This is a genomic window from Erythrobacter longus, assembly GCF_000715015.1.
GTDB lineage: Bacteria > Pseudomonadota > Alphaproteobacteria > Sphingomonadales > Sphingomonadaceae > Erythrobacter > Erythrobacter longus.
This window is the reverse complement of record NZ_JMIW01000001.1, coordinates 257,969-280,279: the sequence shown is the minus strand read 5'-3', so window position 1 is coordinate 280,279 and position 22,311 is coordinate 257,969. Positions and strand designations below refer to the sequence as shown.

The 22,311-nt window shown below is 57.2% G+C and carries 24 protein-coding genes; 16 read left to right on the top strand and 8 right to left on the bottom strand.

Annotated elements, in window-relative coordinates; all coding sequences use genetic code 11:
* Nucleotides 1-25: 25 nt before the first annotated feature.
* The 5 genes from EH31_RS16630 (at nucleotide 26) to EH31_RS01340 (ending at nucleotide 2,341) form a co-directional block, all read left to right on the top strand.
* The gene (locus EH31_RS16630) at nucleotides 26-475 is read left to right on the top strand and encodes a phage holin family protein (protein WP_051698843.1); all 450 of its coding nucleotides are present in this window, start codon (nucleotides 26-28) and stop codon (nucleotides 473-475) included.
* A complete protein-coding gene (locus EH31_RS01355; protein WP_034957631.1) occupies nucleotides 472-894 on the top strand; it encodes a hypothetical protein in 423 nt (140 codons plus the stop codon). The genes EH31_RS16630 and EH31_RS01355 overlap by 4 nt, the downstream gene beginning before the upstream one ends.
* Nucleotides 884-1,492, top strand: a complete 609-nt coding sequence (locus EH31_RS17690) for a hypothetical protein (protein WP_034957630.1) — start codon at nucleotides 884-886, stop codon at nucleotides 1,490-1,492. Before EH31_RS01355 ends, EH31_RS17690 begins: the two co-directional genes overlap by 11 nt.
* A gap of 115 nt (nucleotides 1,493-1,607) precedes the next feature.
* Entirely contained in the window at nucleotides 1,608-1,838 is a 231-nt protein-coding gene (locus EH31_RS01345) for a DUF4170 domain-containing protein (RefSeq protein WP_034957629.1), read from the top strand.
* A gap of 11 nt (nucleotides 1,839-1,849) precedes the next feature.
* The gene (locus tag EH31_RS01340; protein WP_034957628.1) at nucleotides 1,850-2,341 is read left to right on the top strand and encodes a GNAT family N-acetyltransferase; all 492 of its coding nucleotides are present in this window, start codon (nucleotides 1,850-1,852) and stop codon (nucleotides 2,339-2,341) included.
* A gap of 19 nt (nucleotides 2,342-2,360) precedes the next feature.
* Here EH31_RS01340 and greA read toward each other — a convergent pair whose 3' ends face one another.
* The 5 genes from greA to carA all read right to left on the bottom strand — a co-directional run bounded on the left by greA (nucleotide 2,361) and on the right by carA (nucleotide 8,443).
* Entirely contained in the window at nucleotides 2,361-2,837 is a 477-nt protein-coding gene (gene greA, locus EH31_RS01335) for a transcription elongation factor GreA (RefSeq protein WP_034957627.1), read from the bottom strand.
* A gap of 117 nt (nucleotides 2,838-2,954) precedes the next feature.
* Complete coding sequence (gene carB / locus EH31_RS01330; RefSeq protein WP_034957626.1) at nucleotides 2,955-6,278, bottom strand: carbamoyl-phosphate synthase large subunit; 3,324 nt, start codon at nucleotides 6,276-6,278, stop codon at nucleotides 2,955-2,957.
* Nucleotides 6,278-6,811 carry a hypothetical protein gene (locus EH31_RS01325; protein WP_034957625.1) on the bottom strand — a complete coding sequence of 178 codons (534 nt, stop codon included), beginning with the start codon at nucleotides 6,809-6,811 and terminating at the stop codon, nucleotides 6,278-6,280. The genes carB and EH31_RS01325 overlap by 1 nt, the downstream gene beginning before the upstream one ends.
* On the bottom strand, nucleotides 6,808-7,257 hold the full coding sequence (locus tag EH31_RS01320) for a hypothetical protein (RefSeq protein ID WP_034957623.1): 450 nt from the start codon (nucleotides 7,255-7,257) through the stop codon (nucleotides 6,808-6,810). Before EH31_RS01320 ends, EH31_RS01325 begins: the two co-directional genes overlap by 4 nt.
* Nucleotides 7,258-7,261: 4 nt before the next feature.
* Complete coding sequence (gene carA, locus EH31_RS01315) at nucleotides 7,262-8,443, bottom strand: glutamine-hydrolyzing carbamoyl-phosphate synthase small subunit (protein ID WP_034957622.1); 1,182 nt, start codon at nucleotides 8,441-8,443, stop codon at nucleotides 7,262-7,264.
* Between the two features lie 150 nt (nucleotides 8,444-8,593).
* Between carA and EH31_RS01310 the strand changes: the two genes are divergently transcribed.
* The 5 genes from EH31_RS01310 to parA all read left to right on the top strand — a co-directional run bounded on the left by EH31_RS01310 (nucleotide 8,594) and on the right by parA (nucleotide 14,436).
* The gene (locus EH31_RS01310; protein ID WP_034957621.1) at nucleotides 8,594-9,046 is read left to right on the top strand and encodes a GatB/YqeY domain-containing protein; all 453 of its coding nucleotides are present in this window, start codon (nucleotides 8,594-8,596) and stop codon (nucleotides 9,044-9,046) included.
* Nucleotides 9,047-9,106: 60 nt separating this feature from the next.
* The gene (dnaG, locus tag EH31_RS01305) at nucleotides 9,107-10,951 is read left to right on the top strand and encodes a DNA primase (protein ID WP_034957620.1); all 1,845 of its coding nucleotides are present in this window, start codon (nucleotides 9,107-9,109) and stop codon (nucleotides 10,949-10,951) included.
* Between the two features lie 121 nt (nucleotides 10,952-11,072).
* Nucleotides 11,073-13,097: an RNA polymerase sigma factor RpoD gene (rpoD, locus tag EH31_RS01300; RefSeq protein WP_034957619.1), complete on the top strand. Its 2,025-nt coding sequence runs from the start codon at nucleotides 11,073-11,075 to the stop codon at nucleotides 13,095-13,097.
* A gap of 11 nt (nucleotides 13,098-13,108) precedes the next feature.
* The gene (locus tag EH31_RS01295) at nucleotides 13,109-13,702 is read left to right on the top strand and encodes a DUF2059 domain-containing protein (RefSeq protein WP_034957618.1); all 594 of its coding nucleotides are present in this window, start codon (nucleotides 13,109-13,111) and stop codon (nucleotides 13,700-13,702) included.
* Between the two features lie 86 nt (nucleotides 13,703-13,788).
* Nucleotides 13,789-14,436 carry a ParA family partition ATPase gene (parA, locus tag EH31_RS01290; RefSeq protein WP_034957616.1) on the top strand — a complete coding sequence of 216 codons (648 nt, stop codon included), beginning with the start codon at nucleotides 13,789-13,791 and terminating at the stop codon, nucleotides 14,434-14,436.
* 27 nt (nucleotides 14,437-14,463) lie between these two features.
* Here parA and EH31_RS01285 read toward each other — a convergent pair whose 3' ends face one another.
* Nucleotides 14,464-15,153: a hypothetical protein gene (locus tag EH31_RS01285; RefSeq protein WP_152553423.1), complete on the bottom strand. Its 690-nt coding sequence runs from the start codon at nucleotides 15,151-15,153 to the stop codon at nucleotides 14,464-14,466.
* A 154-nt stretch (nucleotides 15,154-15,307) separates the two neighbouring features.
* Here EH31_RS01285 and EH31_RS01280 point away from each other — a divergent pair, with 154 nt between their 5' ends.
* The 6 genes from EH31_RS01280 (at nucleotide 15,308) to EH31_RS01255 (ending at nucleotide 19,864) form a co-directional block, all read left to right on the top strand.
* The gene (locus EH31_RS01280; RefSeq protein WP_034957614.1) at nucleotides 15,308-15,799 is read left to right on the top strand and encodes an RpiB/LacA/LacB family sugar-phosphate isomerase; all 492 of its coding nucleotides are present in this window, start codon (nucleotides 15,308-15,310) and stop codon (nucleotides 15,797-15,799) included.
* Nucleotides 15,796-17,106, top strand: coding sequence for a serine hydroxymethyltransferase (gene glyA, locus EH31_RS01275; protein WP_034957613.1), 1,311 nt, complete (start codon nucleotides 15,796-15,798; stop codon nucleotides 17,104-17,106). The genes EH31_RS01280 and glyA overlap by 4 nt, the downstream gene beginning before the upstream one ends.
* 9 nt (nucleotides 17,107-17,115) lie before the next feature.
* On the top strand, nucleotides 17,116-17,592 hold the full coding sequence (nrdR, locus tag EH31_RS01270) for a transcriptional regulator NrdR (protein ID WP_034957612.1): 477 nt from the start codon (nucleotides 17,116-17,118) through the stop codon (nucleotides 17,590-17,592).
* Nucleotides 17,593-17,595: 3 nt separating this feature from the next.
* Nucleotides 17,596-18,342, top strand: coding sequence for an RNA methyltransferase (locus tag EH31_RS01265; protein ID WP_034957611.1), 747 nt, complete (start codon nucleotides 17,596-17,598; stop codon nucleotides 18,340-18,342).
* Nucleotides 18,343-18,515: 173 nt separating this feature from the next.
* Nucleotides 18,516-19,130: a 30S ribosomal protein S4 gene (rpsD, locus tag EH31_RS01260; RefSeq protein WP_034957610.1), complete on the top strand. Its 615-nt coding sequence runs from the start codon at nucleotides 18,516-18,518 to the stop codon at nucleotides 19,128-19,130.
* A 104-nt stretch (nucleotides 19,131-19,234) separates the two neighbouring features.
* The gene (locus EH31_RS01255; protein ID WP_034957609.1) at nucleotides 19,235-19,864 is read left to right on the top strand and encodes an NAD(P)H-dependent oxidoreductase; all 630 of its coding nucleotides are present in this window, start codon (nucleotides 19,235-19,237) and stop codon (nucleotides 19,862-19,864) included.
* On the opposite strand, the gene EH31_RS01250 is transcribed toward EH31_RS01255, so the two are convergent.
* Both EH31_RS01250 and EH31_RS01245 read right to left on the bottom strand, forming a co-directional pair.
* Nucleotides 19,861-20,193, bottom strand: coding sequence for a chorismate mutase (locus EH31_RS01250; RefSeq protein ID WP_051698842.1), 333 nt, complete (start codon nucleotides 20,191-20,193; stop codon nucleotides 19,861-19,863). The two genes, EH31_RS01255 and EH31_RS01250, sit on opposite strands and share 4 nt — an antisense overlap.
* 69 nt (nucleotides 20,194-20,262) lie before the next feature.
* Nucleotides 20,263-22,266, bottom strand: a complete 2,004-nt coding sequence (locus EH31_RS01245) for an alpha/beta hydrolase family protein (RefSeq protein WP_051698841.1) — start codon at nucleotides 22,264-22,266, stop codon at nucleotides 20,263-20,265.
* Nucleotides 22,267-22,311 lie beyond the last annotated feature (45 nt).

The following is a 22,311-nucleotide window of genomic DNA, read 5'->3' as shown; positions in this document are numbered from 1 at the left end:
CCTTAAGCTTACGAAGGGGGACTGAATGCAGGAGGCTCATGGCCAGACCGGCGCCAAGGGTGCCGGGGACGGCTCGCCTGACCCTAACGATATTGTGACTGAGGACACGGGAGAAACTCCCGATCCTCAGTTCGATCCCTCGTTATTGGAAGAGGCCTCAGCGCTGATTGACAACGCGCGCACCTATGCCGAAGCTGAACTGGGCTTTCAAAAGACCAGGGCCGCTTTTGCCGGTCGCTTGGTGGGCGCTTCACTTGGGCTTGTCATTGTCGCGCTTATCCTTCTGCACATCGCGTTCCTCGCGCTTGCTGTCGGGCTTGTGCTTGCGTTCGAGCCATTGGCCGGCATTTGGGGCTCAATCGCTATTGTGTTTGGCGCCTTGATCGCGGTCGTCGTATTGCTGGGATGGGGCGCATTTAAGCGCGCGAAAAAGCTCGCATCGCTGTTCTCTTCTCCTGATGAGGAAAGCTCATGAGCAAGATTGAAGAACGCCTTGCCGACTATCGATCGCTTCGCGATTCCTCCAGAAAAGTGCTGATGGCCGATGTCGAACACGCTCGCACGACGTTCTCTGCCAAAGGGCTCACTTCCCGCTATTTTGGCGGAGTAATCGAGGGTGGCAAAGACGTCTTTGAGATCGCCAAGGTCCAAACTGTCGACAATCGCGGTATCATTGCCATTGTTCTGGGCGCACTCGCCTTATGGTTCAGTCGCGAACCTTTGCTCGCCGCGATGAGTGAGGAAATTGGGGCTGAGGAAATAGAGGTAGACGAAATTAGCGCGGATGCGAGTGACATCGCGCCTGTTCAGCCAAGCGAAACCGACACGGTTCCAGACACCATTTCAGACACACTAACAGACACGCCCCTTGGCGGAGGTACCAATGACACCTGAGCTTTCACAAGATGAAACAAAGCGCGATGCGCTGCGCCAAAAGATTGAAGCCAACGAGCGCCGTATTGCAGAACGTACCTTGGGCGAACAGGCCAAGGAAACCATTGATGCTGCGGTTGATTACACCCGGGAAAACCCGCTTAAAGTGATCGGGGGTGCCGTCGTGATTGGCCTTGCCATTGGGTTGATGACGCAACCGGGTCGGCGGGTTGCTAGAAAGGCTGCCTCAAGCGCAGCAAGTGCTGCGACCGGTGCTGCCAGCAAAGTCGGCGGCGCAGCAAGCAGCGCTACGGGAGCGGCTGCGAGCAAGGTGAAGACTGCGGCCAAAGACCGGACAAATGCGGTTTGGGTGCTGATTGGCGATGCGCTTGTAGGATATGCGATCAAGCTGATCGATGATGCGCTCGGCGGTCCCAATGCCGCCAAAGACACTCTGGAAGACCTTGGCGACACCGCCGCTTCGAAGGCCCGCTCATTGCGCCGCGAAGCCAGCTATCTTGCCGGAAGTGCAGCGGACAAGAGCCGCAGTGCCACGCGCCGGACAAAGCGCCGTGCCGAACGTGCCGTACGCGATCTGACTGACCGCATAAGCCACTAAAGAACAAGCAGCCTTAGACATTGGTATGCACACGCCTTGTGCTAAAAGCAGGCATCGCTTAACGGGCGAGACAATAGGGGCGATTGCCCACCAACTCCTCCCCAAGGAAGCTATCATGGAAGAAGCAACCACAAGCCAACGTCTCCACCTTGTCATGGGTGGCCGTGTAACCGATCCGCGCGGGCACGAATTTGCAGACCCTGAAAGCGTACACGTCGTTGGCGTTTACAGTTCATACGACGCAGCGGTCGATGCATGGCGCGCACAAGCACAGCGCACAGTTGATGATGCGGAAATGAAATATGTCGTCGTCCACATCCACAAGCTGCTGACGCCAGAAGACTAAGCGTTTCTCAATTGGCCTACACCATTCGTCCGTTTTTAAGCGGCGATGCCGCTGCGCTTGCCGCGCTTACTTTGGACGCGATCCGAAACATTGGTGCTCGGGCCTACTCACCTGAGCAGGTCGAAGTCTGGGCATCGGGACACACCAGTGCGCAGCGGTTCACGCAGAGGGCCAAGGCTGGCCATCATATCTATGTCATGGCTGATGACGCGGATATGCCTGTCGCCTACGCTTTGCTAGAGCCCGACGGGCATCTCGATATGCTCTATCGCTCTCCCACCCACGCAGGGCGCGGTCTGGCATCGCAATTGCTGGCGCACGCCGAAGAGCAGGCGCACAGGCTTGGCGTGACGAGGCTTTATACCGAGGCGAGCGAGCTTGCCCGCACACCATTCGAGCGCGCGGGATATGCTGTGACTGAGCGCCGCGACTTTGAACTTCGCGGCACCCGGATCCACAATTATGCCATGGAAAAGGTTTTAAGGGAAAAGCCCCTTATTTGAGGCCTTAACCAGACAAAGCTTAGATGAATTCGATCTTTTCGATGAGATAGAACTTGTCGCCGGATGGGACAGTCACTTCGACCTCTTCATCGACCTGCTTACCGATCAAGGCACGTGCAATCGGCGATGAATAGGAAATACGCCCTTTGCCAGCATCCGCCTCTGTCTCGCCCACGATCTGATATTTCACAGTCTTATCATCTTCGTCGAGCAGCGTGACTGTGGCACCAAAAACCACTTTGTCGCCGGACAATGTTGTCGGGTCGATGATCTGTGCGCGGCCAATCTTGCCCTCAAGATCACCAATTTGCGCCTCGACCTGGCCCTGACGCTCTTTTGCGGCATGGTATTCGGCATTCTCCGACAAGTCGCCGTGTGCGCGCGCTTCCTCGATCGCATCAACGATCCGGGGGCGTTCATCACGAAGCGCTTTGAGATCTGCGGTCAGACGCTCATAACCTTCAGCGAGCATCGGAACCTTATCCATCGTAGCCATTCCTGTTTCTTTCAGTCTGGACGCATCCCCACTTTGCAATCGTGAAATTTCACCCTCAGCCGCTCCGGTCGAGGCAGCTTTGAAACAGCGAAATTATGGGAGATACGTCGTAAGTGCTCAGCTATAATAGTCTTGCAAGGAACGAACTTCAAGCTGTGAGGGTTCAAGCGCCTTTATTGACGCAGCAACCGCGCGCGATGCGGCAGCCGTTGTGTAGTAAGGGATCTTCTTTTCCAGGGCCCCTGCCCGGATGGATTTCGAATCTTTCAAAGACTGCCACCCTTCGGTAGTGTTGAAGATGAGCGCGATCTCGCCGTCGATGATTTTGTCGACAATATGCGGCTGCCCTTCAGCAACTTTATTAACCCGTTCAACCGCAAGCCCTTGTTCCGAGAGGTATTTTTGCGTGCCCGCCGTGGCGATTACTGTGAAACCACAATCGAGCAGGTCTTTGACCGCTGGCACGATATTGACCTTGTCGGAATTCTTGACCGAGACAAACACAGTGCCTGATTGTGGAAGTATCATCCCGGCGCCAAGCTGTGATTTGAAGAAGGCAGGCTCAAACGCACAATCCAGTCCCATAACCTCGCCAGTGGATTTCATTTCAGGCGACAGGACGGGGTCCGAACCGGGGAACCGGGCAAATGGGAACACGGCTTCTTTGATCGCCATGTAAGGCAAGTCGCGGCGGAAGGGTTCAAAATCGGCAAGCTTTTCGCCCGCCATTACCCGCGCAGCGATTTTCGCAACCGGTTGCCCGATTGCCTTCGCAACGAAAGGCACGGTCCGGCTTGCCCGCGGGTTCACTTCGATCAAGTAGACCTCACCGTCCTTCACCGCGAATTGCACATTCATAAGGCCCCGCACTTTAAGCGCAAAGGCAAGCGCCTCTGCCTGACGCTCCATCTCCTCGATGATTTCCTTTGGCAGCGAATAGGGCGGCAACGTGCACGCGCTGTCACCGGAATGAACGCCCGCCTCTTCGATGTGCTGCATCACGCCAGCAACACGCACTTCGTCGCCATCACACAGGGCATCGACGTCGCACTCAATCGCGTCGCGCAAATATTGATCGACCAGCACGGGGCTGTCGCCCGACACGTTCACGGCGGTCTTGATGTAATCATCAAGCTGCGCCTCGCTATCGACGATTTCCATCGCACGCCCACCCAGCACGAAGCTTGGTCGCAAGAGCACCGGATAGCCAATGCGCGCAGCTGCGGCAGCGGCTTCATCGCGGGTGTAGGCGATGCCGTTGTCGGGCTGTTTCAAGCCCAGTTCGTTGACGAGCTTGGCAAACCTTTCGCGGTCTTCGGCATGGTCGATGGCGTCCGGCGATGTGCCAAGGATCGGGATGCCTTCATCTTCCAAGGCCTGCGCCAATTTCAGCGGAGTTTGCCCACCGAACTGTACGATGACACCAACAAGCTCACCCGACTGCTGTTCCACGCGCAGGATTTCGAGCACGTCTTCTGCTGTCAGCGGCTCAAAATAGAGGCGGTCGGAAGTGTCATAATCGGTCGAAACGGTCTCCGGGTTGCAGTTGACCATGATCGTCTCATAGCCCTGCTCGGCAAGCGCAAAGCAGGCGTGGACGCAGCAATAATCAAACTCAATCCCCTGCCCGATCCGGTTGGGGCCGCCGCCAAGGATGACGATCTTCTTGGCGGAGGAAACGTCCGCCTCGCACTCGGGCTCACCAAAACTCGGGGCCTCATAGGTCGAGTACATGTAGGGCGTGATCGCCTCAAATTCGGCGGCGCAGCTGTCGATGCGTTTGAACACCGGATTGACGCCAAGTTTTTGGCGAAGTGCGCGCACTTCTTCTTCGCTGGTAGCACCGGCCATGGCCTGGAGCGCGTCATGAAGAAGCCCAGAGCGTTTCGCCTGCGTTTCGGCAAGGCCGTCCTTTACACCGACAGAGCGCACAGCAAGGGTCGCAAGGCGCCTATCGGAAAAGCCCATGGATTTCAGGCGGCGAAGCCCCTGCGCATCGCGCGGAAGGCCATCGGCCTGAACCTCCTTCTCCGCCTCAATAATCCCTTCGATCTGGCGCAGGAACCACGGGTCGTAGCCTGTGACGTCCTGGATGTCCTCAAGAGAGAGCCCCTCGCGGAAAGCTTGTCCCACTTGCAGAAGACGGTCCGGTGTGCGCTTTGAAAGAGCGGCGGTGATGACGTCCTTTGATGCGCCTTCCAGATCAACCATACGGTTAAACCCATCAAGACCCGTCTCGAGCCCGCGAAGCGCCTTTTGCACGCTCTCCTGAAAGTTGCGGCCAATTGCCATGACTTCGCCCACCGATTTCATCGCCGTTGCGAGCAATGGCTCAGCGCCCTTGAACTTCTCAAAGGCAAAGCGCGGGATCTTGGTGACGACATAGTCGATTGTGGGCTCAAAGCTCGCCGGCGTTGCTCCGGTGATCTCATTGGTGATCTCATCAAGAGTGTAACCCACCGCCAGTTTCGCCGCGACACGCGCAATCGGGAAGCCGGTTGCCTTGGAGGCGAGAGCGGATGAGCGCGAAACGCGCGGGTTCATCTCAATCACGATGAGACGACCATCGGCAGGGTTCACCGCGAATTGAACGTTGGAACCGCCTGTCTCAACACCAATCTCACGCAACACCGCAATCGAGGCATTGCGCATAATCTGATATTCTTTGTCCGTCAGCGTCAGCGCCGGGGCCACCGTTATGGAATCGCCGGTGTGGACCCCCATCGGATCGACGTTTTCGATCGAGCAGATGATGATGCAATTGTCCGCCTTATCGCGCACAACCTCCATCTCATATTCTTTCCAGCCCAGCAGTGATTCTTCGATCAGAACTTCGGTGGTGGGCGAGGCATCGAGCCCCTCGCGCACGATCCGGTCAAATTCCTGAGTATTGTAAGCAATCCCGCCGCCTGTGCCGCCAAGGGTAAAGCTTGGGCGGATAATCGAGGGAAGGCCTGTGCGCTTCACAATCTCGCGCGCTTCTTCGATGGTGTTGGCAACGCCGCTGCGAGCGCTTTCCAGCCCGATTTTGTCCATTGCATCGCGGAAGCGCTGACGGTTCTCTGCCTTGTCGATGGCATCGGCCTTGGCCCCGATCATCTCCACGCCGTGCTCTTCAAGGACGCCCATTTCCTCCAGAGCCAGCGCGCAGTTCAGCGCCGTCTGCCCGCCCATCGTGGGGAGCAGCGCGTCGGGTTTTTCCTTGGCGATGATCTTGGCGACGATTTCCGGCGTGACCGGCTCGATATAGGTCGCGTCCGCAAACTCGGGATCGGTCATGATCGTTGCCGGGTTCGAGTTCACCAGAATGACCCGGTAACCCTCTTCTTTGAGAGCCTTAATCGCCTGCGTGCCCGAATAATCGAACTCGCACGCCTGCCCGATAATGATCGGCCCTGCGCCAATCACAAGGATAGAGGAGATGTCATTACGTTTGGGCATTATTGGCTTTCGCTTTCAGGAGGTGTTTCGGTGTTGTCGGTTTTGGCTTCTTGGTTGGCAGGGACGGCGCCCACATCAATCATGATGAGGCGCATTCCCTCTTGCTGCCGCGCACAGCCGGTCGCGATCATGGTCGACTTGGGCTGAAGCCCGCCGCGCACCCGGTAAAGCGCCGGGTCGCGCCCTGTGAAAAAAGCGCCCTTCTCATCGACCGGTGTTCGCATGAACACATCGACAGCAGTCGAGGTTTCGTTGGTGGACGTCATCGCACGGTTGCCAGCAGTGTCGTCGCTGCCATCCACCATCAGGCGCTGCATGTCCTCAAACGCCATCTTGGTGATGTCAAAGGTGAAGGTGGGGACGCCCATTTCTTCTGTGTAATTGGCGAATTGGGAGGCCGGGCCGAGGAGGCCTGCGACGCGGGTGGGGCAATCTGCGCTGAGCTCAGAGCCCTCGCGCGGGTCCTCGGGGAAGAGGATGTGGCAGCCGGTGAGGCTGAGGAGGGCCAAAGATGAAAGGACAAAACGCATCATGAAAACCACCAGAGGCCAATCATCGTGGGTAAGGCTAAGAGCGCAGCAACTGCGCCCCACTTCGTCCAGTTAACGGCAGAGTTACTCCAAGCAGGCCTGCTGCCCTTCTGGGCATAGAACTGGTCCGGGGGAACCAGCTTGAGTGTACGGAAGACAGGAAGGTCAAACGAGTAATTTCCACCCTCTTTTTCAGCTAAAGGCATGCATTTCTCGATCCAATCAATTCCATACGACGAGATCCGATATCCGACCAATCCGCTTTCAAACTTTTTTTCATCAACCATTTGCAGTTGAACCAGTAATTGAAACGCGTGCTCGACACGTCGGCCTCCAAAGCCTTTCGCGCGCAGTTGACCTGCGATCTTCTTTGGGTCAGCCCAATTCTGATCGCTGTCAAAAGCCACATATAGGACAGTCAAAACATGGACGGCGCATTCGGCTTGCATTCAACTAACCCAGCCCCCCAACAAACTTCTCAAAGAGGTAGAAGCTGTCCTGAGGCCCCGGTGACGCCTCCGGGTGATACTGCACGCCAAACGCGCGTCTGCCCTTCACCGCAATCCCGCAGTTGGAGCCGTCGAAGAGGCTCACATGGGTCTGCTCCAGCGTCTCTGGCAGAGTGTCCGCATCCACCGCAAAGCCGTGGTTCATGCTGGTGATCTCAACCATGCCCGTGGTCTCGCCCCAGCCCTCGCCAACACGCTGAACCGGGTGGTTTGCACCCCGGTGGCCTTGGTGCATTTTGATCGTCTTAGCGCCTGCCGCGAGAGCCAGCATTTGGTGGCCCAAGCATATGCCGAAAAGCGGCATATCGGCCGCGAGCAGCTTGCTAATAACCGGCACCGCGTATTCGCCCGTCGCCGCAGGGTCTCCGGGACCGTTGGAGAGGAACACGCCGTCAGGCTTTAGCGCCATAATGTCGTCGTAAGCGGTTTTGGCAGGCACCACAGTCACCTTGGCACCAGCGCGAACGAGGTTACGAAAGATATTGTCCTTCGCGCCATAGTCGATCGCGACCACATGCGGGGTCGCATCGTGAGCGGCGCGGCCGTAGCCATGGCCCAAGCGCCAATAGCCGCCTTCCCAATCTTCTTGACCCGCGCGGGTTACGCGGACCGCCAAGTCCATGCCTTCCAGCCCAGCCCACTCTTGCGCACGCTGGATAAGGGCGGGAATGTCAAATTTGCCATCGGTCGAATGCGCAATCACCGCATTGGGCGCGCCTGACTGGCGGATGCGGCGGGTTAGAGCGCGGGTGTCTACGCCGGAAAGGCCGATTTTGCCGTTTTTCTCCATCCACTCCTGAAAGCGTTCGAGGCTGCGGAAGTTTGATGGCTCGGTCACATCTTCGCGCACGACGCAGCCCACTGCGCCCTCCACCACGCTTTCGACGTCTTCGCTGTTCGCGCCGACATTGCCGATATGGGGAAAGGTGAACGTCACGATCTGCGCGGCGTAAGAGGGATCGGTCATCACCTCCTGATAGCCGGTCATGGCCGTGTTAAAGCACACCTCGCCCACCGCATCACCGACCGCGCCAAAGCCCCGTCCCCAGATAACCGTTCCGTCGGCCAGAACAAGACAACCTGTCGCACCTTTGGGTTGCGCAGGACGAGAGGGAGCAGAAGCCATTAGGGGCTCTCCAAGCAAAGGTTTTACAGCAATGTCGCTAAGTCTCACCGGCTAAGCTTGTGGGGGCCTCACGTCAACCTATCTCACAGGCTATATTTCGGCTAAGCCCTGCATCAAACCAATCCATCCACAAGAAAGACGTGAATTACGATGATCCGTGACGACATCAAAGCAGCGACCATTACCGCGATGAAAGCCAAAGAAAAGGAGCGCACAGCAACGCTTCGCCAGATCAGCGCCAAGATCAAGGACCGCGATATTGAAGAACGCACCTCTGGTAAGGAGATCGAAGACGATGCTCTGGTGACCAGCGTTCTGCAGAAAATGGCCAAGCAGCGGCGCGAATCGATTGAGATGTACGTAACCGGCGGCCGTCAGGAACTGGCCGACAAGGAAACGGCTGAGCTTGCCGTGATCGAGGAGTTCCTGCCGCAGATGATGAGCGAGGACGAAACCAAGGCCGCGATTGAGGCGATCAAGGCCGAAACCGGCGCTTCATCCATGAAGGACATGGGCCAGGTTATGGGTGCTCTTAAGGCGAAGCACGGCGCGGTTCTCGACGGGAAACTGGCGAGCGGGCTTGTGAAGGCGGCGCTGAGCTAAACACAGACTTGTCCACCGCCGCGCTTGCTGAGGCGCGCCTACACGAGCATCTTTGAACCTATGTCGATCACCCCGCAATGGAAGGACGAGCTGCGAGCGAGGATCACGCTATCAACCGTGATCAATCGCTCGACCAAGCTCACCCGTGCGGGGCGTGAATGGAAGGCCTGTTGTCCGTTCCATAACGAGGCAACGCCGAGCTTCTACGTCAATGATCAGAAGGGGTTTTACCACTGCTTTGGCTGCGGGGCGCATGGCGATGTAATCTCCTGGATGACGGAGCAGCGGGGGCTGTCGTTTATCGATGCGTGCAAGGAACTTGCTGCGGAAGCGGGAATGGAGGTCCCTGCCCCTGATCCCATCGCGGCGAAGAAGGCAGAGAAACGCGCTGAACTCATCGATGTGACCACTGATGCGCAAGCGTGGTTTTTTGACAATCTGCGCAGTTCCGATGGGCGCGAGGCGATGCAATATCTGACAGGTCGCGGGCTTAAGCCTGAAACCTTGCAAGAGTTCGGCTTTGGTTACGCACCAGAGAGCAAGCAGGCATTAAACCGTGCGCTTGCCCGGTATGATGACGAAATGCTGGTTGAAACCGGCATGCGGATCAAGACCGACGATGGCACCACCTATGACCGCTTTCGTGGCCGGGTCATGCTCCCCATTCAGGATGCACGGGGCCGTGTGATCGCCTTTGGTGGTCGGATCATGGATAAACGCGACGGGGTTGCCAAATATCTGAACTCCCCCGACACGCCGCTCTTCGACAAGGGCCGCACGCTCTACAATCTCCACCGTGCCTCGCCTGCCTCGCGCCAATCTGGCCGCGTGATTGTGGTCGAAGGCTATATGGATGTGGTCGCGCTGGCTCAGGCCGGGTTCGGGGATGCGGTTGCGCCTCTAGGAACGGCTCTGACGGAAACACAGCTTGAGATGCTGTGGCGCATGGTTGAAGTGCCGATCCTGTGCTTTGACGGAGACAAAGCAGGCGAGCGTGCCGCGATGCGGGCAATTTCGCGCGCCCTTCCCTTGCTTGCTCCCATGCGATCCCTTTCGATTGTGCGCCTGCCCAGCGGCATGGACCCTGATGACCTCATTAACCGCGATGGTCCCAAGGCGATGGGGGATCTGCTCGATAATCCCAAAAGCCTGCTCGATGCCCTTTGGGAAGGGGAACGCGATGCACAGCCGCTGTCCAGTCCAGAATCCAAAGCGGGGCTCAAAGCGCGGCTCATGGAGCATGTCGATACGATCGAGAACAAGGACATTCAGGCGCTCTACCGCCGCGAACTCCTCGACCGGTTTTCTGCATTTGCCTTCCCGCGCCGTGACAACCTTGGGCCGCAGCGCCAGTTTCAAAACCGCGGCAACTGGCAAAACCGAAAGGCTCCGCAACCCGGTCTTTCGCAAGAGGGGCGTGAACGCCTCGGCCGCGCCATGTCAGGCGGGCAACGCGCCTCGCTAATGTCCGCCGTTATCGCCGGGCTTGTGCGCTTTCCCGAACAGATTTCGGCCCATTCCGAGGCACTCTCACGCCTTGCGCAGCTCGACCCAAATGCCGCCCCTGCGATAGAATCGTTGATGGAGCTCTCGGAAACACTTGATTCGCACACCACAAACGCCATATCGAGCGATGAAGGCATTCCTGCCCCACCGGTAAACCAACAGTTCGCCTTTCTTCGAGAAGGCACAGACCCCGGTGAAGCGCGCGAGGAATTGGCTGAAGCTGTATCGCTGCTGGCCCAAAAGCCAGCGCTCGAAGCTGCTATGGCAGCGACGATCGCGCGGTTTGATGAAGACCCGGAAGGGGCTTTGGCAGAGCAAGTCAGATTGCGAGAACAGCTATTCACAGTTGAAGAGCGGCTCAAGGAATTTGGGCGAAAGAAGAGCCGGACAGCCGGCTGATCTGAGTTGCTCCGGGTTTTGCGATCCGGAGTGGGATAAACAGTTAGGTGGTTGCAAAAGCTGCGGTTCGATAGCGGACCCAGGCCCAAACAATCACAAGCTATACGGACTGACGAGATATATGGCCTCGAGTGCAAAAGCGACCGACAAAGACGACGCACCGCTGATCGACCTCAATGAAGCTTCGGTGAAGAAGCTCATGACCAAGGCAAAGAAGAAGGGCTACATCACTTATGATGAGCTCAACGCTGCTTTGCCTTCGGGAGAGATGAGCCCAGACAAGATCGAGGATATCCAGACCGCGCTGTCCGAAATGGGCGTCCAGATTGTCGAAAACGACGAGGAAGCGGAAGCTGAGGCTGAACAGGAAGCCGAAGTCGAAGCGATGGAAGTCGACGACGAGAAGAAAAAGCCTGCCGCTGCTGCGAAACCTGCTGCCAAGAAGACCGGCACGGGTGAGCGCACCGATGACCCTGTGCGTATGTACTTGCGCGAAATGGGCGCGGTGGAACTGCTCAGCCGCGAGGGCGAGATAGCGATTGCCAAGCGCATTGAAGCGGGCCGCGACATGATGATCATGGGCCTTTGCCAAAGCCCGATCACATTCCACGCGATCATCCAATGGTCCGAAGCGCTAAATTCCGAAGACATGCAGCTTCGCGAAATCCTCGATCTTGACGCGATGCTTTCCAAAGAGCCTCCGCCTGACAAGATGGAAGAGGAAAACGAGGAAGCTGAAAAAGGCGGCGAGATCTCCGAAGAGACCGCTGGCCCGACCATCCGTGACGACGACGATGAAGTTGAAGATCACAAAGAAGATGACGAAGACGGCGAGGAGGGCGAAGGCTCCAAAAAAGACGATGAAGAGGAGGAGGACAACACTCTTTCTCTGGCGCAAATGGAGGCGGCGCTTAAGCCAGACGCGATTGAGCGTTTTGCCCGGATTACCAAGCTTTTCAAAAGCTTCGAAAAGCTTCAGCTTGAGCGGGTTCAAGTGCTCGCGGATGGCGGCGTGTTCCCGAAAGCCAAAGAAAACAAGTATGAAAAGCTCTCTGAAGAGCTCACCGCAGAAGTCGAAAGCGTGCAGTTCCATGCTGCGAAAATCGAATTTCTTGTCGACAATCTTTATGCCTTTAACCGCCGTTTGACCGCCCTGGGTGGCCAGATGCTGCGCCTTGCTGAGCGCCACAAGATCAAGCGGATTGACTTCCTCAAATCCTACGTCGGCAATGAGCTCGACGACGCCTGGATTGCTGAGCGTGCGGCCAAGGACAAGAAATGGGCCGCCTTCGCTGAGAAGGAAGAAGGCGCGCTTGACCGCATCCGCACCGAAATCACCGATATTGCGGCTAACACCGGCATGGCGCTCGAGGAGTTCCGCCGCATCGTCAACATGGTGCAAAAAGGCGAGCGCGAAGCGCGTATCGCCAAGAAGGAAATGGTCGAAGCCAACCTTCGCCTGGTGATCTCTATCGCCAAGAAATACACCAACCGTGGCCTGCAATTCCTTGATCTTATTCAGGAAGGCAACATCGGCCTGATGAAGGCGGTCGACAAGTTTGAGTACCGCCGCGGCTACAAGTTTTCGACCTATGCGACGTGGTGGATCCGTCAGGCGATCACCCGCTCGATTGCCGACCAGGCACGCACGATCCGTATTCCGGTCCACATGATCGAGACGATCAATAAGCTGGTCCGCACGTCCCGCCAGTTCCTTCACGAGGAAGGCCGCGAGCCGACGCCGGAAGAAATGGCAGCGCGTCTCTCCATGCCATTGGAGAAGGTTCGCAAGGTGATGAAAATCGCCAAAGAGCCGATCAGCCTCGAAACGCCAATCGGTGACGAAGAAGATTCGCACCTTGGTGATTTTATCGAGGACAAGAACGCGATCATCCCTGTGGATGCTGCTATTCAGGCAAACCTCAAGGAAACCGTCACCCGCGTGCTCGCCTCGCTCACCCCGCGTGAAGAGCGCGTTCTGCGGATGCGCTTTGGTATCGGTATGAACACCGACCACACGCTCGAAGAAGTGGGCCAGCAGTTCTCCGTTACCCGTGAACGTATCCGTCAGATCGAGGCAAAGGCGCTGCGCAAATTGAAGCACCCGAGCCGCAGCCGCAAGATGCGGTCATTCTTGGATCAGTAGTAGGACCGAAGATGAAGTTCCTGAAAACTCTCGCTTTGGGAGCGGGCGCTCTCTTGCTCACCACCCCCGCTCTTGCTCAAACGGACACCTACACTCCTCCTGCTGATGAGCTTGCTGAAGCCATGGCGATTATGGAAGTCGTGTTTCCGCCCGACACACGCGAGCAAGCGATGATCGACACAGCAACCACCATGGGCAACCAGATGGCGGGATCGTTTATGACTGGTCCGATCTTTGAAGAGCCAGGCATCAAGGCAATCATGGACGACTTTCTCGCTTCATTGCCCGAGGTGATGCGGCCCATGATCGTCAAACATCTGCCCAGCATGATCAAATCGACCGCGATTGCTTACACGCGGGAGTTTACTCTGTCCGAGCTTCAAGACATCCGTGCTTTTGCCACCACTCCAAGCGGACAGCGATATTTTTCCAGCGCCCAAGGGCTTTTGGCAGACCCCGCGGTTGCTGCGGCTAATGAGGCGTTTTTTTCAGATGTGAACGCTGCGCAGCAGGTTGAGGTCGAGAAAATCCAGGCCAAAGTGGTCGACTATCTTCAAAAAAACCCTGAAGTGATTGAACGGCTCCAAGCAGCAGGCGTAGGCTAAGGCAGCTAGGCTGGCTTTTACCTTCGCACTTGCAATATATAGCCAGTTGGGGGATCGTGAACGCTTAAAGATCACGGGAACATCCCATGCCAAAGTCAAACTCCATAACTGTCGCCATCGTCAGCCAGAAGGGCGGCTCGGGTAAGACCACGCTTGCGGTCAATTTGGCTACCCGCGCGGCGGCGGCGAAACACGAATCCTGCGTGGTCGACACCGACCCTCAGGCAACGGCGGCTGCGTGGAGCGATTGGCGCGGGGATTTCCTGCCCGTTGTGGTGACAGCTCCCCCTGCCCGGCTTGGCCGCACAATTGAAAGCGCGAAGAAAAACGGCGTAGATTTTGTGGTGGTGGACACCCCTCCCCACGCCGATGCAGCAGCGCGCGAGGCGATCAAGGCAGCGGACATCGTCCTCATCCCAACTCGCCCGCGTGCCTTTGATCTGGCCGCACTTGAACCCATCGCTGACCTTGTGAATTACGCGAAGACGCCCGCTTATGTGGTGTTAAACGCGGTGCCCACTGGCGCGACCAAGCTTGCAGAAGACGCCCGCAAAGCAGCTCGGCAAATGGGGCTCGAGATTTGCCCGGTAGAATTGGGAGAGCGCGCCGACTTCCACCGTTCAAGCGCAAAGGGCGAAACCGCCAGCGAGCTTGCACCTGACGGAAAGGCCGCCGGCGAAATCGACATGCTCTGGAAATGGCTCAACAAATCGCTCAAAAAGTCGAAGGGCTGAGTTGCACGCTGACTTAGGGTCCTGCCCTTAATAGCGGCGCCCGCGATCATCTTCGAAACTGCGCGGGAAGAGCCCGTATTTAAGCTTAAAGCCATCCGGGATCACCGGGTCAGGGCCGCTTTTCAGACCTCGAAACCGCTGGCTGACCTTGCCAAATTCCTTGGGCGGAATTGCTGACCATTCGATAGTATTGCGCGCGGTCAGTGCAAATTCGCCTGCGTTGGTGAGCACTCCTTCTCGGACTTCAAAAGTGGGCGCGCCCCCGCCGTATCCACGCGAAGGACGCGACACTTCGACCGTACCCGTCAGCCCTCTGCGATCAACCAAGCACCGTTCATCCTCAGCCGGGATTTTGGGGCAGTCGATACCGTGGGCTATCAAACGATATGTGCCCGCTCTCAACTGGTAGGCGCGCACCTGATACTCAACGGTGGAATTGCCAAAGGCGAAGAAGCTCTGTTTGCGCCTGAAACTGATCACATCGGCTGCGTTGGTAACATCGCCGCCTTCGCGCAGGAAATATACGTCCAGCGGCTCTTCCAGATAAATCTCGCTGCGAATCGAAAGGACAACAGCGCCATGGCCGGCAGCAATAGCGGATGCGCGTTTTACCTGTGCAGCTTCGAGGGCGGGTTCATTTGCGGTCTGGGCAAGTGCACCTGCCGACCCCATGGCACCCAAGGCGAGCAAAAGAGCACAAAACATCACGAAACGCATGGGATTACACCTGAAAGCTGACCAATCATCAAGCGCACGGCATGAAACATCGCGCGCCTGCTATCAAGCGTTAGAGCCTTTGCATGGCCGGAAACGTCGAAAAGCCATGATATCGGGGTGGAGTCGAACGCATCACCACACTATGTAGCGCGTCATGCGTATTGCCATTGCCTCTGATCATGCCGCCACGGACCTGAAAGCTGAGCTTGCTGAATGGTTGATGGAAGAAGGGCATGAAGTCGCTGACCTGGGCCCACAAGCCGGGGAAAGCGTCGATTATCCCGATTATGGGTACAAGCTTGCTGGTGTCATTGCCGATGGAACAGCCCAATTCGGTGTCGCCTTGTGCGGATCGGGCATTGGCATTTCGATCAGCGTCAACCGCCATCCCGGCGTTCGCTGCGCGCTTGTGTCAGAGCCACTGTCCGCAGCCCTTGCGCGGGAACACAACAACGCAAACTGCATTGCCTTGGGTGCGCGTTTAACAGGCATCGAAATGGCGAAGTCTTGCGTAGCTACGTTTCTTGCCACTCAGTTTGCCGATGAAGGTGATCCGGCTGGCCGTCATCAACGCCGCGTTGCAAAGCTCGGCAATCCACCTGCAACTCCAGATTCTGGCCCAGATCACATCGAGACACACCAATGAGCACTAACCCTTCGACCCTAACCGACCCGATGAGCGGCTTCTGGCATGATGATCTGGCGACAGCCGATCCCGAAATCGCGGCAGCCGTTGGCAAGGAACTCGCGCGTCAACAGGACAAGATCGAGCTGATCGCCTCGGAAAATATCGCCTCGAAGGCTGTGCTTGAGGCGACTGGCAGCGTCTTCACCAACAAATATGCCGAAGGCTATCCGGGCAAGCGTTATTATGGCGGCTGCGACTATGCCGACGTGGTCGAAACACTGGCAATTGAGCGCGCCAAGCAATTGTTTGGATGCAATTTTGCCAATGTGCAGCCAAACTCGGGCAGCCAGATGAACCAGGCGGTGTTCCTTGCCATGCTTGAGCCCGGCGACACCTTTATGGGCCTCGACCTCAATTCTGGCGGTCACCTGACCCATGGTTCGCCCGTCAATATGAGCGGCAAGTGGTTCAATCCGGTCAGCTACGGCGTAACCGAGGGCGAAGAACTGATCGATATGGATGCGGTTGCGGCTACCGCGCGCGAGCACAAGCCAAAGCTCATCATCTGCGGCGGCACCGCCTATTCGCGCCAATGGGATTTTGCGGCATTCCGCGCTATTGCCGATGAAGTGGGCGCGGTCCTTCTGTGCGATATGAGCCACATTTCCGGCCTCGTTGCTGGCGGCGCGCATCCCTCGCCCTTCCCGCATTGCGACATTGTGACCTCAACAACGCACAAAAGCCTTCGTGGCCCGCGTTCCGGCATCATCCTATGGAATGACGAGAAATTTACCAAGCCATTGAATATGGCGGTGTTCCCCGGCCTTCAGGGCGGTCCTTTGATGCATGTCGTGGCCGCCAAGGCGGTGGCGTTCAAAGAAGCGCTGGCGCCTGAGTTCAAAACCTACGCGCACCGCATCGTTGAAAACGCCCGCGCACTGGCTGCGAGCCTTGAAGAAAATGGTCTTCGCATCGTTTCAGGCGGCACGGACAACCACTCTATGTTGGTCGACCTCACAGCGAAGGATGTGACTGGTAAAGCGGCAGAAGCTGGCCTCGACCGCGCATGGCTCACTTGCAACAAAAACGGCATTCCCTTCGACACACGCTCACCCTTTGTGACTTCTGGTATCCGCTTAGGAACGCCAGCGGGCACGACGCGCGGTTTTGGCCCGCTTGAATTTCGTCAGATTGGCCAGCTTATCGCCGAAGTCGTCGACGGGCTTTCGAAGAATGGCCCGGAAGGTGATGCACAGATCGAAGAAAGCGTGCGGGGCCGCGTCGCCAAGCTGTGCGCTGACTTCCCGGTCTATCCGGAAAGCTAAGCACCCCATATGCGCTGCCCTTTTTGCGCCCATGACGACACGCAGGTGAAAGACAGTCGCCCGACCGAGGATAACACCTCGATTCGCAGGCGTCGTCAGTGCAATTCGTGTGGCGCACGCTTCACCACATTCGAACGCGTGCAATTGCGCGAAGTTGTCATCGTGAAAACGGGCCTCGACGGCTCTGAACCCCGGCGCGAACCGTTCGAACGCTCCAAGCTTGAAAAATCGGTTTCGCTCGCCTGTCGCAAGCGCGAGGTATCACAGGAACGCATCGATCAGCTCGTCTCCGGAATTCAACGCCAGGTTGAGACCGCTGGCGATTCCGAGGTGCCCTCCTCGCGCATTGGCGAGATGGTGATGGATGGTTTGAAGCAGCTGGATTCGGTCGCCTACATCCGCTTTGCCAGCGTCTACCGCGATTTCTCTGAGGCCAAGGACTTCGAAGAGTTTGCCAGCACGATTGCTGATGCGGCTAAAGACTGATCTGTGAGCAATAAGCCGATCATCGTGCTGGTGCGCCCGCAATTGGGTGAGAACATCGGTAAAGCTGCGCGCGCCATGCTCAACTTTGGGCTGACGGAAATGCGCATCGTTGCCCCGCGTGATGGCTGGCCAAACCCGAGCGCCGGGCCAGCGGCAGCGGGTGCCGATACCGTTCTGGACGAGGCGAAGATTTACGAAACGACTGCAGAGGCCGTCGCTGACTGCGAGCATGTTTACGCCACCACGGTGCGCAAGCGGGGGGTGACCAAGCCTGTCGTGGGCCCAGATGATGCAGCCCGCCTGATGCACTCGCAAAACGGGCGGCATGCGGTGTTGTTCGGGCGGGAGGCATCTGGTTTGGCAACCGAAGACGTGGCGCTTGCTCGCCATATCCTGACGGTGCCTATCAATCCTGAATTTGGCTCGCTGAACCTTGCGCAAGCGGTAATCCTGACCGCTTATGAATGGTCGCGCATCGGGCGTGAGCTTGAACAAAGCGATCTGGTCCAGCCTACAGCCGAGGAAGACACCCTTCCCCCTGCCCCGCAGGACGAGCTTGAGGGCCTGATCGCGCATCTTGAAGGGATGCTTGGCCCAAAGGGGTATTTCTATCCAGAGGCCCGTGCAGAAGCGACAAGGCGCACCCTTCGCACGGTGCTGACAAAGCCGGGTTGGAACCACCTTGAGGTGCGCACCTTGCGCGGGGTTCTCACCTCTCTGGGCCGACCCGACAAAGACGTTTCCGATTAAACTTGATTTAGACGCGCGGCACTGTATACGCGCGCTGGCAAGATTGGTCCCGCACCCCGGTGAAGCGGCGACCGCACTGAGCAAATCGGCTTAGTGGTGCGATGCCGGGTTCAACGCCTGCCGCTGGTCAATGTGACTGGGGGGTAGGCCAGGCAAATTTAAAGGAAAGACATATGTCGAAGCGTAAGAGCTCCAAGCATAAACTCGACCGCCGGATGGGCGAAAACATCTGGGGCCGTCCAAATTCTCCAGTGAACAAGCGTTCTTATGGCCCGGGCCAACACGGTCAGCGTCGTAAGAGCAAGGTGAGCGACTTCGGTCTTCAGCTTCGCGCAAAGCAGAAGCTCAAAGGCTATTACGGCGACGTGACCGAGAAGCAGTTCCGCTCAACCTACAAAGACGCAACCCGCTTGAAGGGTGACACCGGCCAAAACCTCATCGGCCTGCTCGAGCGCCGCCTCGACATGATCGTTTACCGCGCCAAGTTCGCGCCAACGATCTTTGCAGCGCGTCAGATCGTCAACCACGGCCACATCTATGTAAACGGTGTAAAGTGTAACATTCCTTCGCGTCGCTGTGACGTGGGCGATGTCATCAGCCTCGGCAACAAGGCCAAGGAAATGGTCCTCGTGATCGAAGCGCAAAGCCTGCCAGAGCGTGAAATTCCTGACTACGTTGCACCGGATGGCAACGACAAGGTGCAGTTCACCCGCGTGCCGAAGCTTGACGAAGTGCCTTACCCGGTAACGATGGAACCAAACCTCGTGGTCGAGTTCTACTCGCGTTAATTACCGTGAGCGAACATCAGACAAGAATTCAGGGCGGTCCGATTGGGCCGCCCTTTTCTTTTGGAGCTCTTTTTGCAAGGTTGGCATGAAAAGGGATCAACAAGATGAACATACTACTGATTGACGGCCATCCCGATGAGGGACGTTTTTCATCGCACCTTCTTGATATCTACCAAGCCGCTCTGCCTTCAGACACTGAGATAACGCGCGTGAATGTGCGCGATATGGAATTCAAACCCAACCTCAAGCATGGCTATCTCAAGCGCACCGATTGGGAGCCGGATATTCAATTGCTCGCAGAAAAGTTCGACGCTTGCGATCACGCAGTATTCGCCTTCCCGATGTGGTGGGGCGCTGAACCAGCTGAGCTTAAGGGCCTGATCGACCGCCTCTTCCTGCCCGGATTTATGTACCAGTTTCACGAGAAAGGGATGCTGTGGGACAAATATCTTGAGGGGCGTTCAGCGGATGTGATCGCCACGATGGACACCCCGCCCTTCTTTCTGCGCCTTCTCTACGGCAACTCCATTATAAGACGCTGGAAGGGTCAGATCTTAGGCTTTGTCGGCTTCGCCCCAGTGCGGTTCCTACCTTGCGGTGTAATCAAAGGCGGTGGCACAGAGAAGCACATCGACAAATGGACAGCCAAGATTGAGAAAATGGCGCGCTCAATCCGCCCGAAATCACCTGAGATGAAGACATCTCGTCTCGCCGCATTCCTTGGCAAAGGCTAGTCGCGAATTTGGTCCCAATGGACAAATTCATAGGCGATGGAGCCTTCGACCAACTGCTCCCAAAGCTCGCCAATCAAATCACCGGGAAGTCCGCGATCCTCTGCCTCCGCAACGGCGGCGGCAATGACGCTGGCTTTGCGGTCTTCATCACGAACCGCATCGCGCGTTGGCTTAATCCGGGCGGCCGCGCGCATATAGCCAAAGCGCCGTTCCAAAAGTGCCACAAGTTCGCGGTCGGTCGCATCAACTCCGGCGCGCACATCGATCATGGTTTCGCACTGTTCAGGGAGTTTTGCAGTCTCGGGCAGTCTGGCGGAAGTGTCGTTCATGCAAAGGCACTTGGCCTCTTGCGGCGGATTTGTCGAGAGGGGTTTCTATGACAATTTCGACCGCCAGATTTAGCGGCCAAGGCTCTGCGTCAGGAAACTATCAATTGATCCCAGCATCCTGGTGCGGGCATCGCTGTCGCGAAGGCCATGGCGAAGGTCTTCAAACTCCACATAGGTCACCGGCTTGCCCGCATCATTCAGCGCATCGGCCATGCCCTTGGAGTGGCGCACATCCACATTAACGTCCAGCGTCCCGTGGAACAGGGCAACGGGTGCTGCGAATTTCTCCGCATGACGACGTGGGCTGCCTGCGTCGATGTGAGGCCCACGCCCCAACTGCTCATCACGAAACCGGAAATTGGTGTATGCGCGCGCGTCAGAGCGCAGATATTCAAGGTCTGTCACAGGAGCGATGGCGACGACCGCTTTGTAGAGCTGCGGATCCACCACTTGCGATTGCAGCGCCGCATAGCCGCCATAAGACCAGCCAACGATAGCAAGCTTGTCGGGGGCTGCAATTCCTTCGGAAATCATCCACCGGCCCGCATCGTTCACATCGCCAATGGCAACATCCCATTCCTGATATCCGTTGCGGCCAAACCATGCTTCGCCGTAACCTGCCGACCCTCTGAAATTGGGTTGGAGAACGGCAAAGCCGCGGGCTGTGAAGAATTGAACCATCCAGTCAAAACCCCAATAATCGCGTGCCGCAGGGCCGCCATGGGGGAGCACAATCGCGGGCAAGCCCTTTCCATCGGAACCGGGCGGCAGGGTCAAATACCCCGGAATTTGCGTGCCATCGCTTGCCGGAAAAGTGATCGGCCGCATCTCTCCCATTGTGCGATCCACCAACGGATCGCGCATCGCCAACAGCACTTCGAGCTTCTTTGCCCCCTTATCAAAGAGATAAACCGTCCCCGGATCGGTGTCTGAGGATGCGATGATGATGAGTTTGCTCTCATCCGAACTCGCACCTGCAAAATTGATCAGAGGCTGTTTTGGCAGAGCCTGGCCCAGCGCTTTTGCCAATGATGCTAGCTCTTCGTCGAAATATTCAACCGCGCGCTTTTCCGTGGCGTAGCTGACGCCGACCACGCGGCGTTGACGGCCGATACGCACAAGACCGTCCACATCGACATCATCGCGCGCTGCGATGATCTTCGCTGTTCCGCTACCATCAAGCGGGATGCCGACTAACGCAACGTACCCATTGATCGTGCTGTAGGCAAAAAGCTGATTTGAACCGGCATCAATGGCCGCAGGTGTGAATTCGATTTGCTCGCCGTTCAACGTGATATCAGCCAACCGCTCCCAATTGTTCTTGCCGCTTTCACGCACAAGATACATGCGGCTGTCCTTCACATAACCGCTGCTATCGGTTGCACTGCGCGCTTTTAGGCGGACATATCCCTTGTCATCGGCAATGTAATAATCTGCACCGGCGTCTGGTTGCAGTTCGGTGCGCCGCTTACCGTTCTCAACATCGATTTGGTCGACACCCAGCCCTTCTTTGCTGCTTGCCATGCGGGTGCCGGTCGTTCGTTCGGGAATATAGTTGCGGGTCATAAGAAGGCGGCCTTCCTCGCCCTCAATATCAAGAGCAACAATATCGCCGCCATCCTGATTGAAACCCAGCGAGCGCGAGGTGCTTCGTTCGGTCAGGGAGGTAACATCTGACCCGTCATCGCCGATTGTGAACATGCGAGTGAACGGGACAAGCACACCGTCTCCCGCCTTGCTCATCCCGTAAATCTCACACACGAGCCGTTCGTCCGTTGCCCATTCGCAGCGCGAAAGATCAGCGTGGACTGCGGAATTGGTGCTTATCGGGGTGACGCCTTTGCCATCCTCCATATCGATCACGAAGAGCTGTTCAGTATGGCCGGGGCCCGGCGCAATCCACGCAAGCTTTGTGCCGCTGGGCGAGAGGCTGATGTCGAGCACGGAAGAACGTGCACCAAAGCGTTTCGCATCCTCTTCAGCCTCCGACGCCAAAACAGGCGAGGTGAAAGCCGAGCCCGCAAGCAGGACGCACGAAAAAAGGCCCCAAAGGCCCGGAACAGTCGATTTCATGAATTTTGGCCCCATCACAATATGGAGCTAATATTACGAAGTATC

Bases quoted from the DNA above. Each gene is read 5' to 3' on its own strand.
- EH31_RS17690 (WP_034957630.1), top strand. From the start codon at position 884: ATGACACCTGAGCTTTCACAAGATGAAACAAAGCGCGATGCGCTGCGC.
- glyA (WP_034957613.1), top strand. From the start codon at position 15,796: ATGAGCACTAACCCTTCGACCCTAACCGACCCGATGAGCGGCTTCTGG.
- EH31_RS01295 (WP_034957618.1), top strand. From the start codon at position 13,109: ATGAAGTTCCTGAAAACTCTCGCTTTGGGAGCGGGCGCTCTCTTGCTC.
- EH31_RS01250 (WP_051698842.1), bottom strand. From the start codon at position 20,193: ATGAACGACACTTCCGCCAGACTGCCCGAGACTGCAAAACTCCCTGAA.
- carA (WP_034957622.1), bottom strand. From the start codon at position 8,443: ATGGCTTCTGCTCCCTCTCGTCCTGCGCAACCCAAAGGTGCGACAGGT.
- EH31_RS01320 (WP_034957623.1), bottom strand. From the start codon at position 7,257: ATGCAAGCCGAATGCGCCGTCCATGTTTTGACTGTCCTATATGTGGCT.
- EH31_RS01280 (WP_034957614.1), top strand. From the start codon at position 15,308: ATGCGTATTGCCATTGCCTCTGATCATGCCGCCACGGACCTGAAAGCT.
- EH31_RS01355 (WP_034957631.1), top strand. From the start codon at position 472: ATGAGCAAGATTGAAGAACGCCTTGCCGACTATCGATCGCTTCGCGAT.
- carB (WP_034957626.1), bottom strand. From the start codon at position 6,278: ATGCCCAAACGTAATGACATCTCCTCTATCCTTGTGATTGGCGCAGGG.
- EH31_RS01255 (WP_034957609.1), top strand. From the start codon at position 19,235: ATGAACATACTACTGATTGACGGCCATCCCGATGAGGGACGTTTTTCA.
- rpsD (WP_034957610.1), top strand. From the start codon at position 18,516: ATGTCGAAGCGTAAGAGCTCCAAGCATAAACTCGACCGCCGGATGGGC.
- EH31_RS01345 (WP_034957629.1), top strand. From the start codon at position 1,608: ATGGAAGAAGCAACCACAAGCCAACGTCTCCACCTTGTCATGGGTGGC.
- EH31_RS01285 (WP_152553423.1), bottom strand. From the start codon at position 15,153: ATGCGTTTCGTGATGTTTTGTGCTCTTTTGCTCGCCTTGGGTGCCATG.
- EH31_RS16630 (WP_051698843.1), top strand. From the start codon at position 26: ATGCAGGAGGCTCATGGCCAGACCGGCGCCAAGGGTGCCGGGGACGGC.
- rpoD (WP_034957619.1), top strand. From the start codon at position 11,073: ATGGCCTCGAGTGCAAAAGCGACCGACAAAGACGACGCACCGCTGATC.
- EH31_RS01325 (WP_034957625.1), bottom strand. From the start codon at position 6,811: ATGATGCGTTTTGTCCTTTCATCTTTGGCCCTCCTCAGCCTCACCGGC.
- nrdR (WP_034957612.1), top strand. From the start codon at position 17,116: ATGCGCTGCCCTTTTTGCGCCCATGACGACACGCAGGTGAAAGACAGT.
- EH31_RS01310 (WP_034957621.1), top strand. From the start codon at position 8,594: ATGATCCGTGACGACATCAAAGCAGCGACCATTACCGCGATGAAAGCC.
- parA (WP_034957616.1), top strand. From the start codon at position 13,789: ATGCCAAAGTCAAACTCCATAACTGTCGCCATCGTCAGCCAGAAGGGC.
- EH31_RS01245 (WP_051698841.1), bottom strand. From the start codon at position 22,266: ATGAAATCGACTGTTCCGGGCCTTTGGGGCCTTTTTTCGTGCGTCCTG.
- greA (WP_034957627.1), bottom strand. From the start codon at position 2,837: ATGGCTACGATGGATAAGGTTCCGATGCTCGCTGAAGGTTATGAGCGT.
- dnaG (WP_034957620.1), top strand. From the start codon at position 9,107: ATGTCGATCACCCCGCAATGGAAGGACGAGCTGCGAGCGAGGATCACG.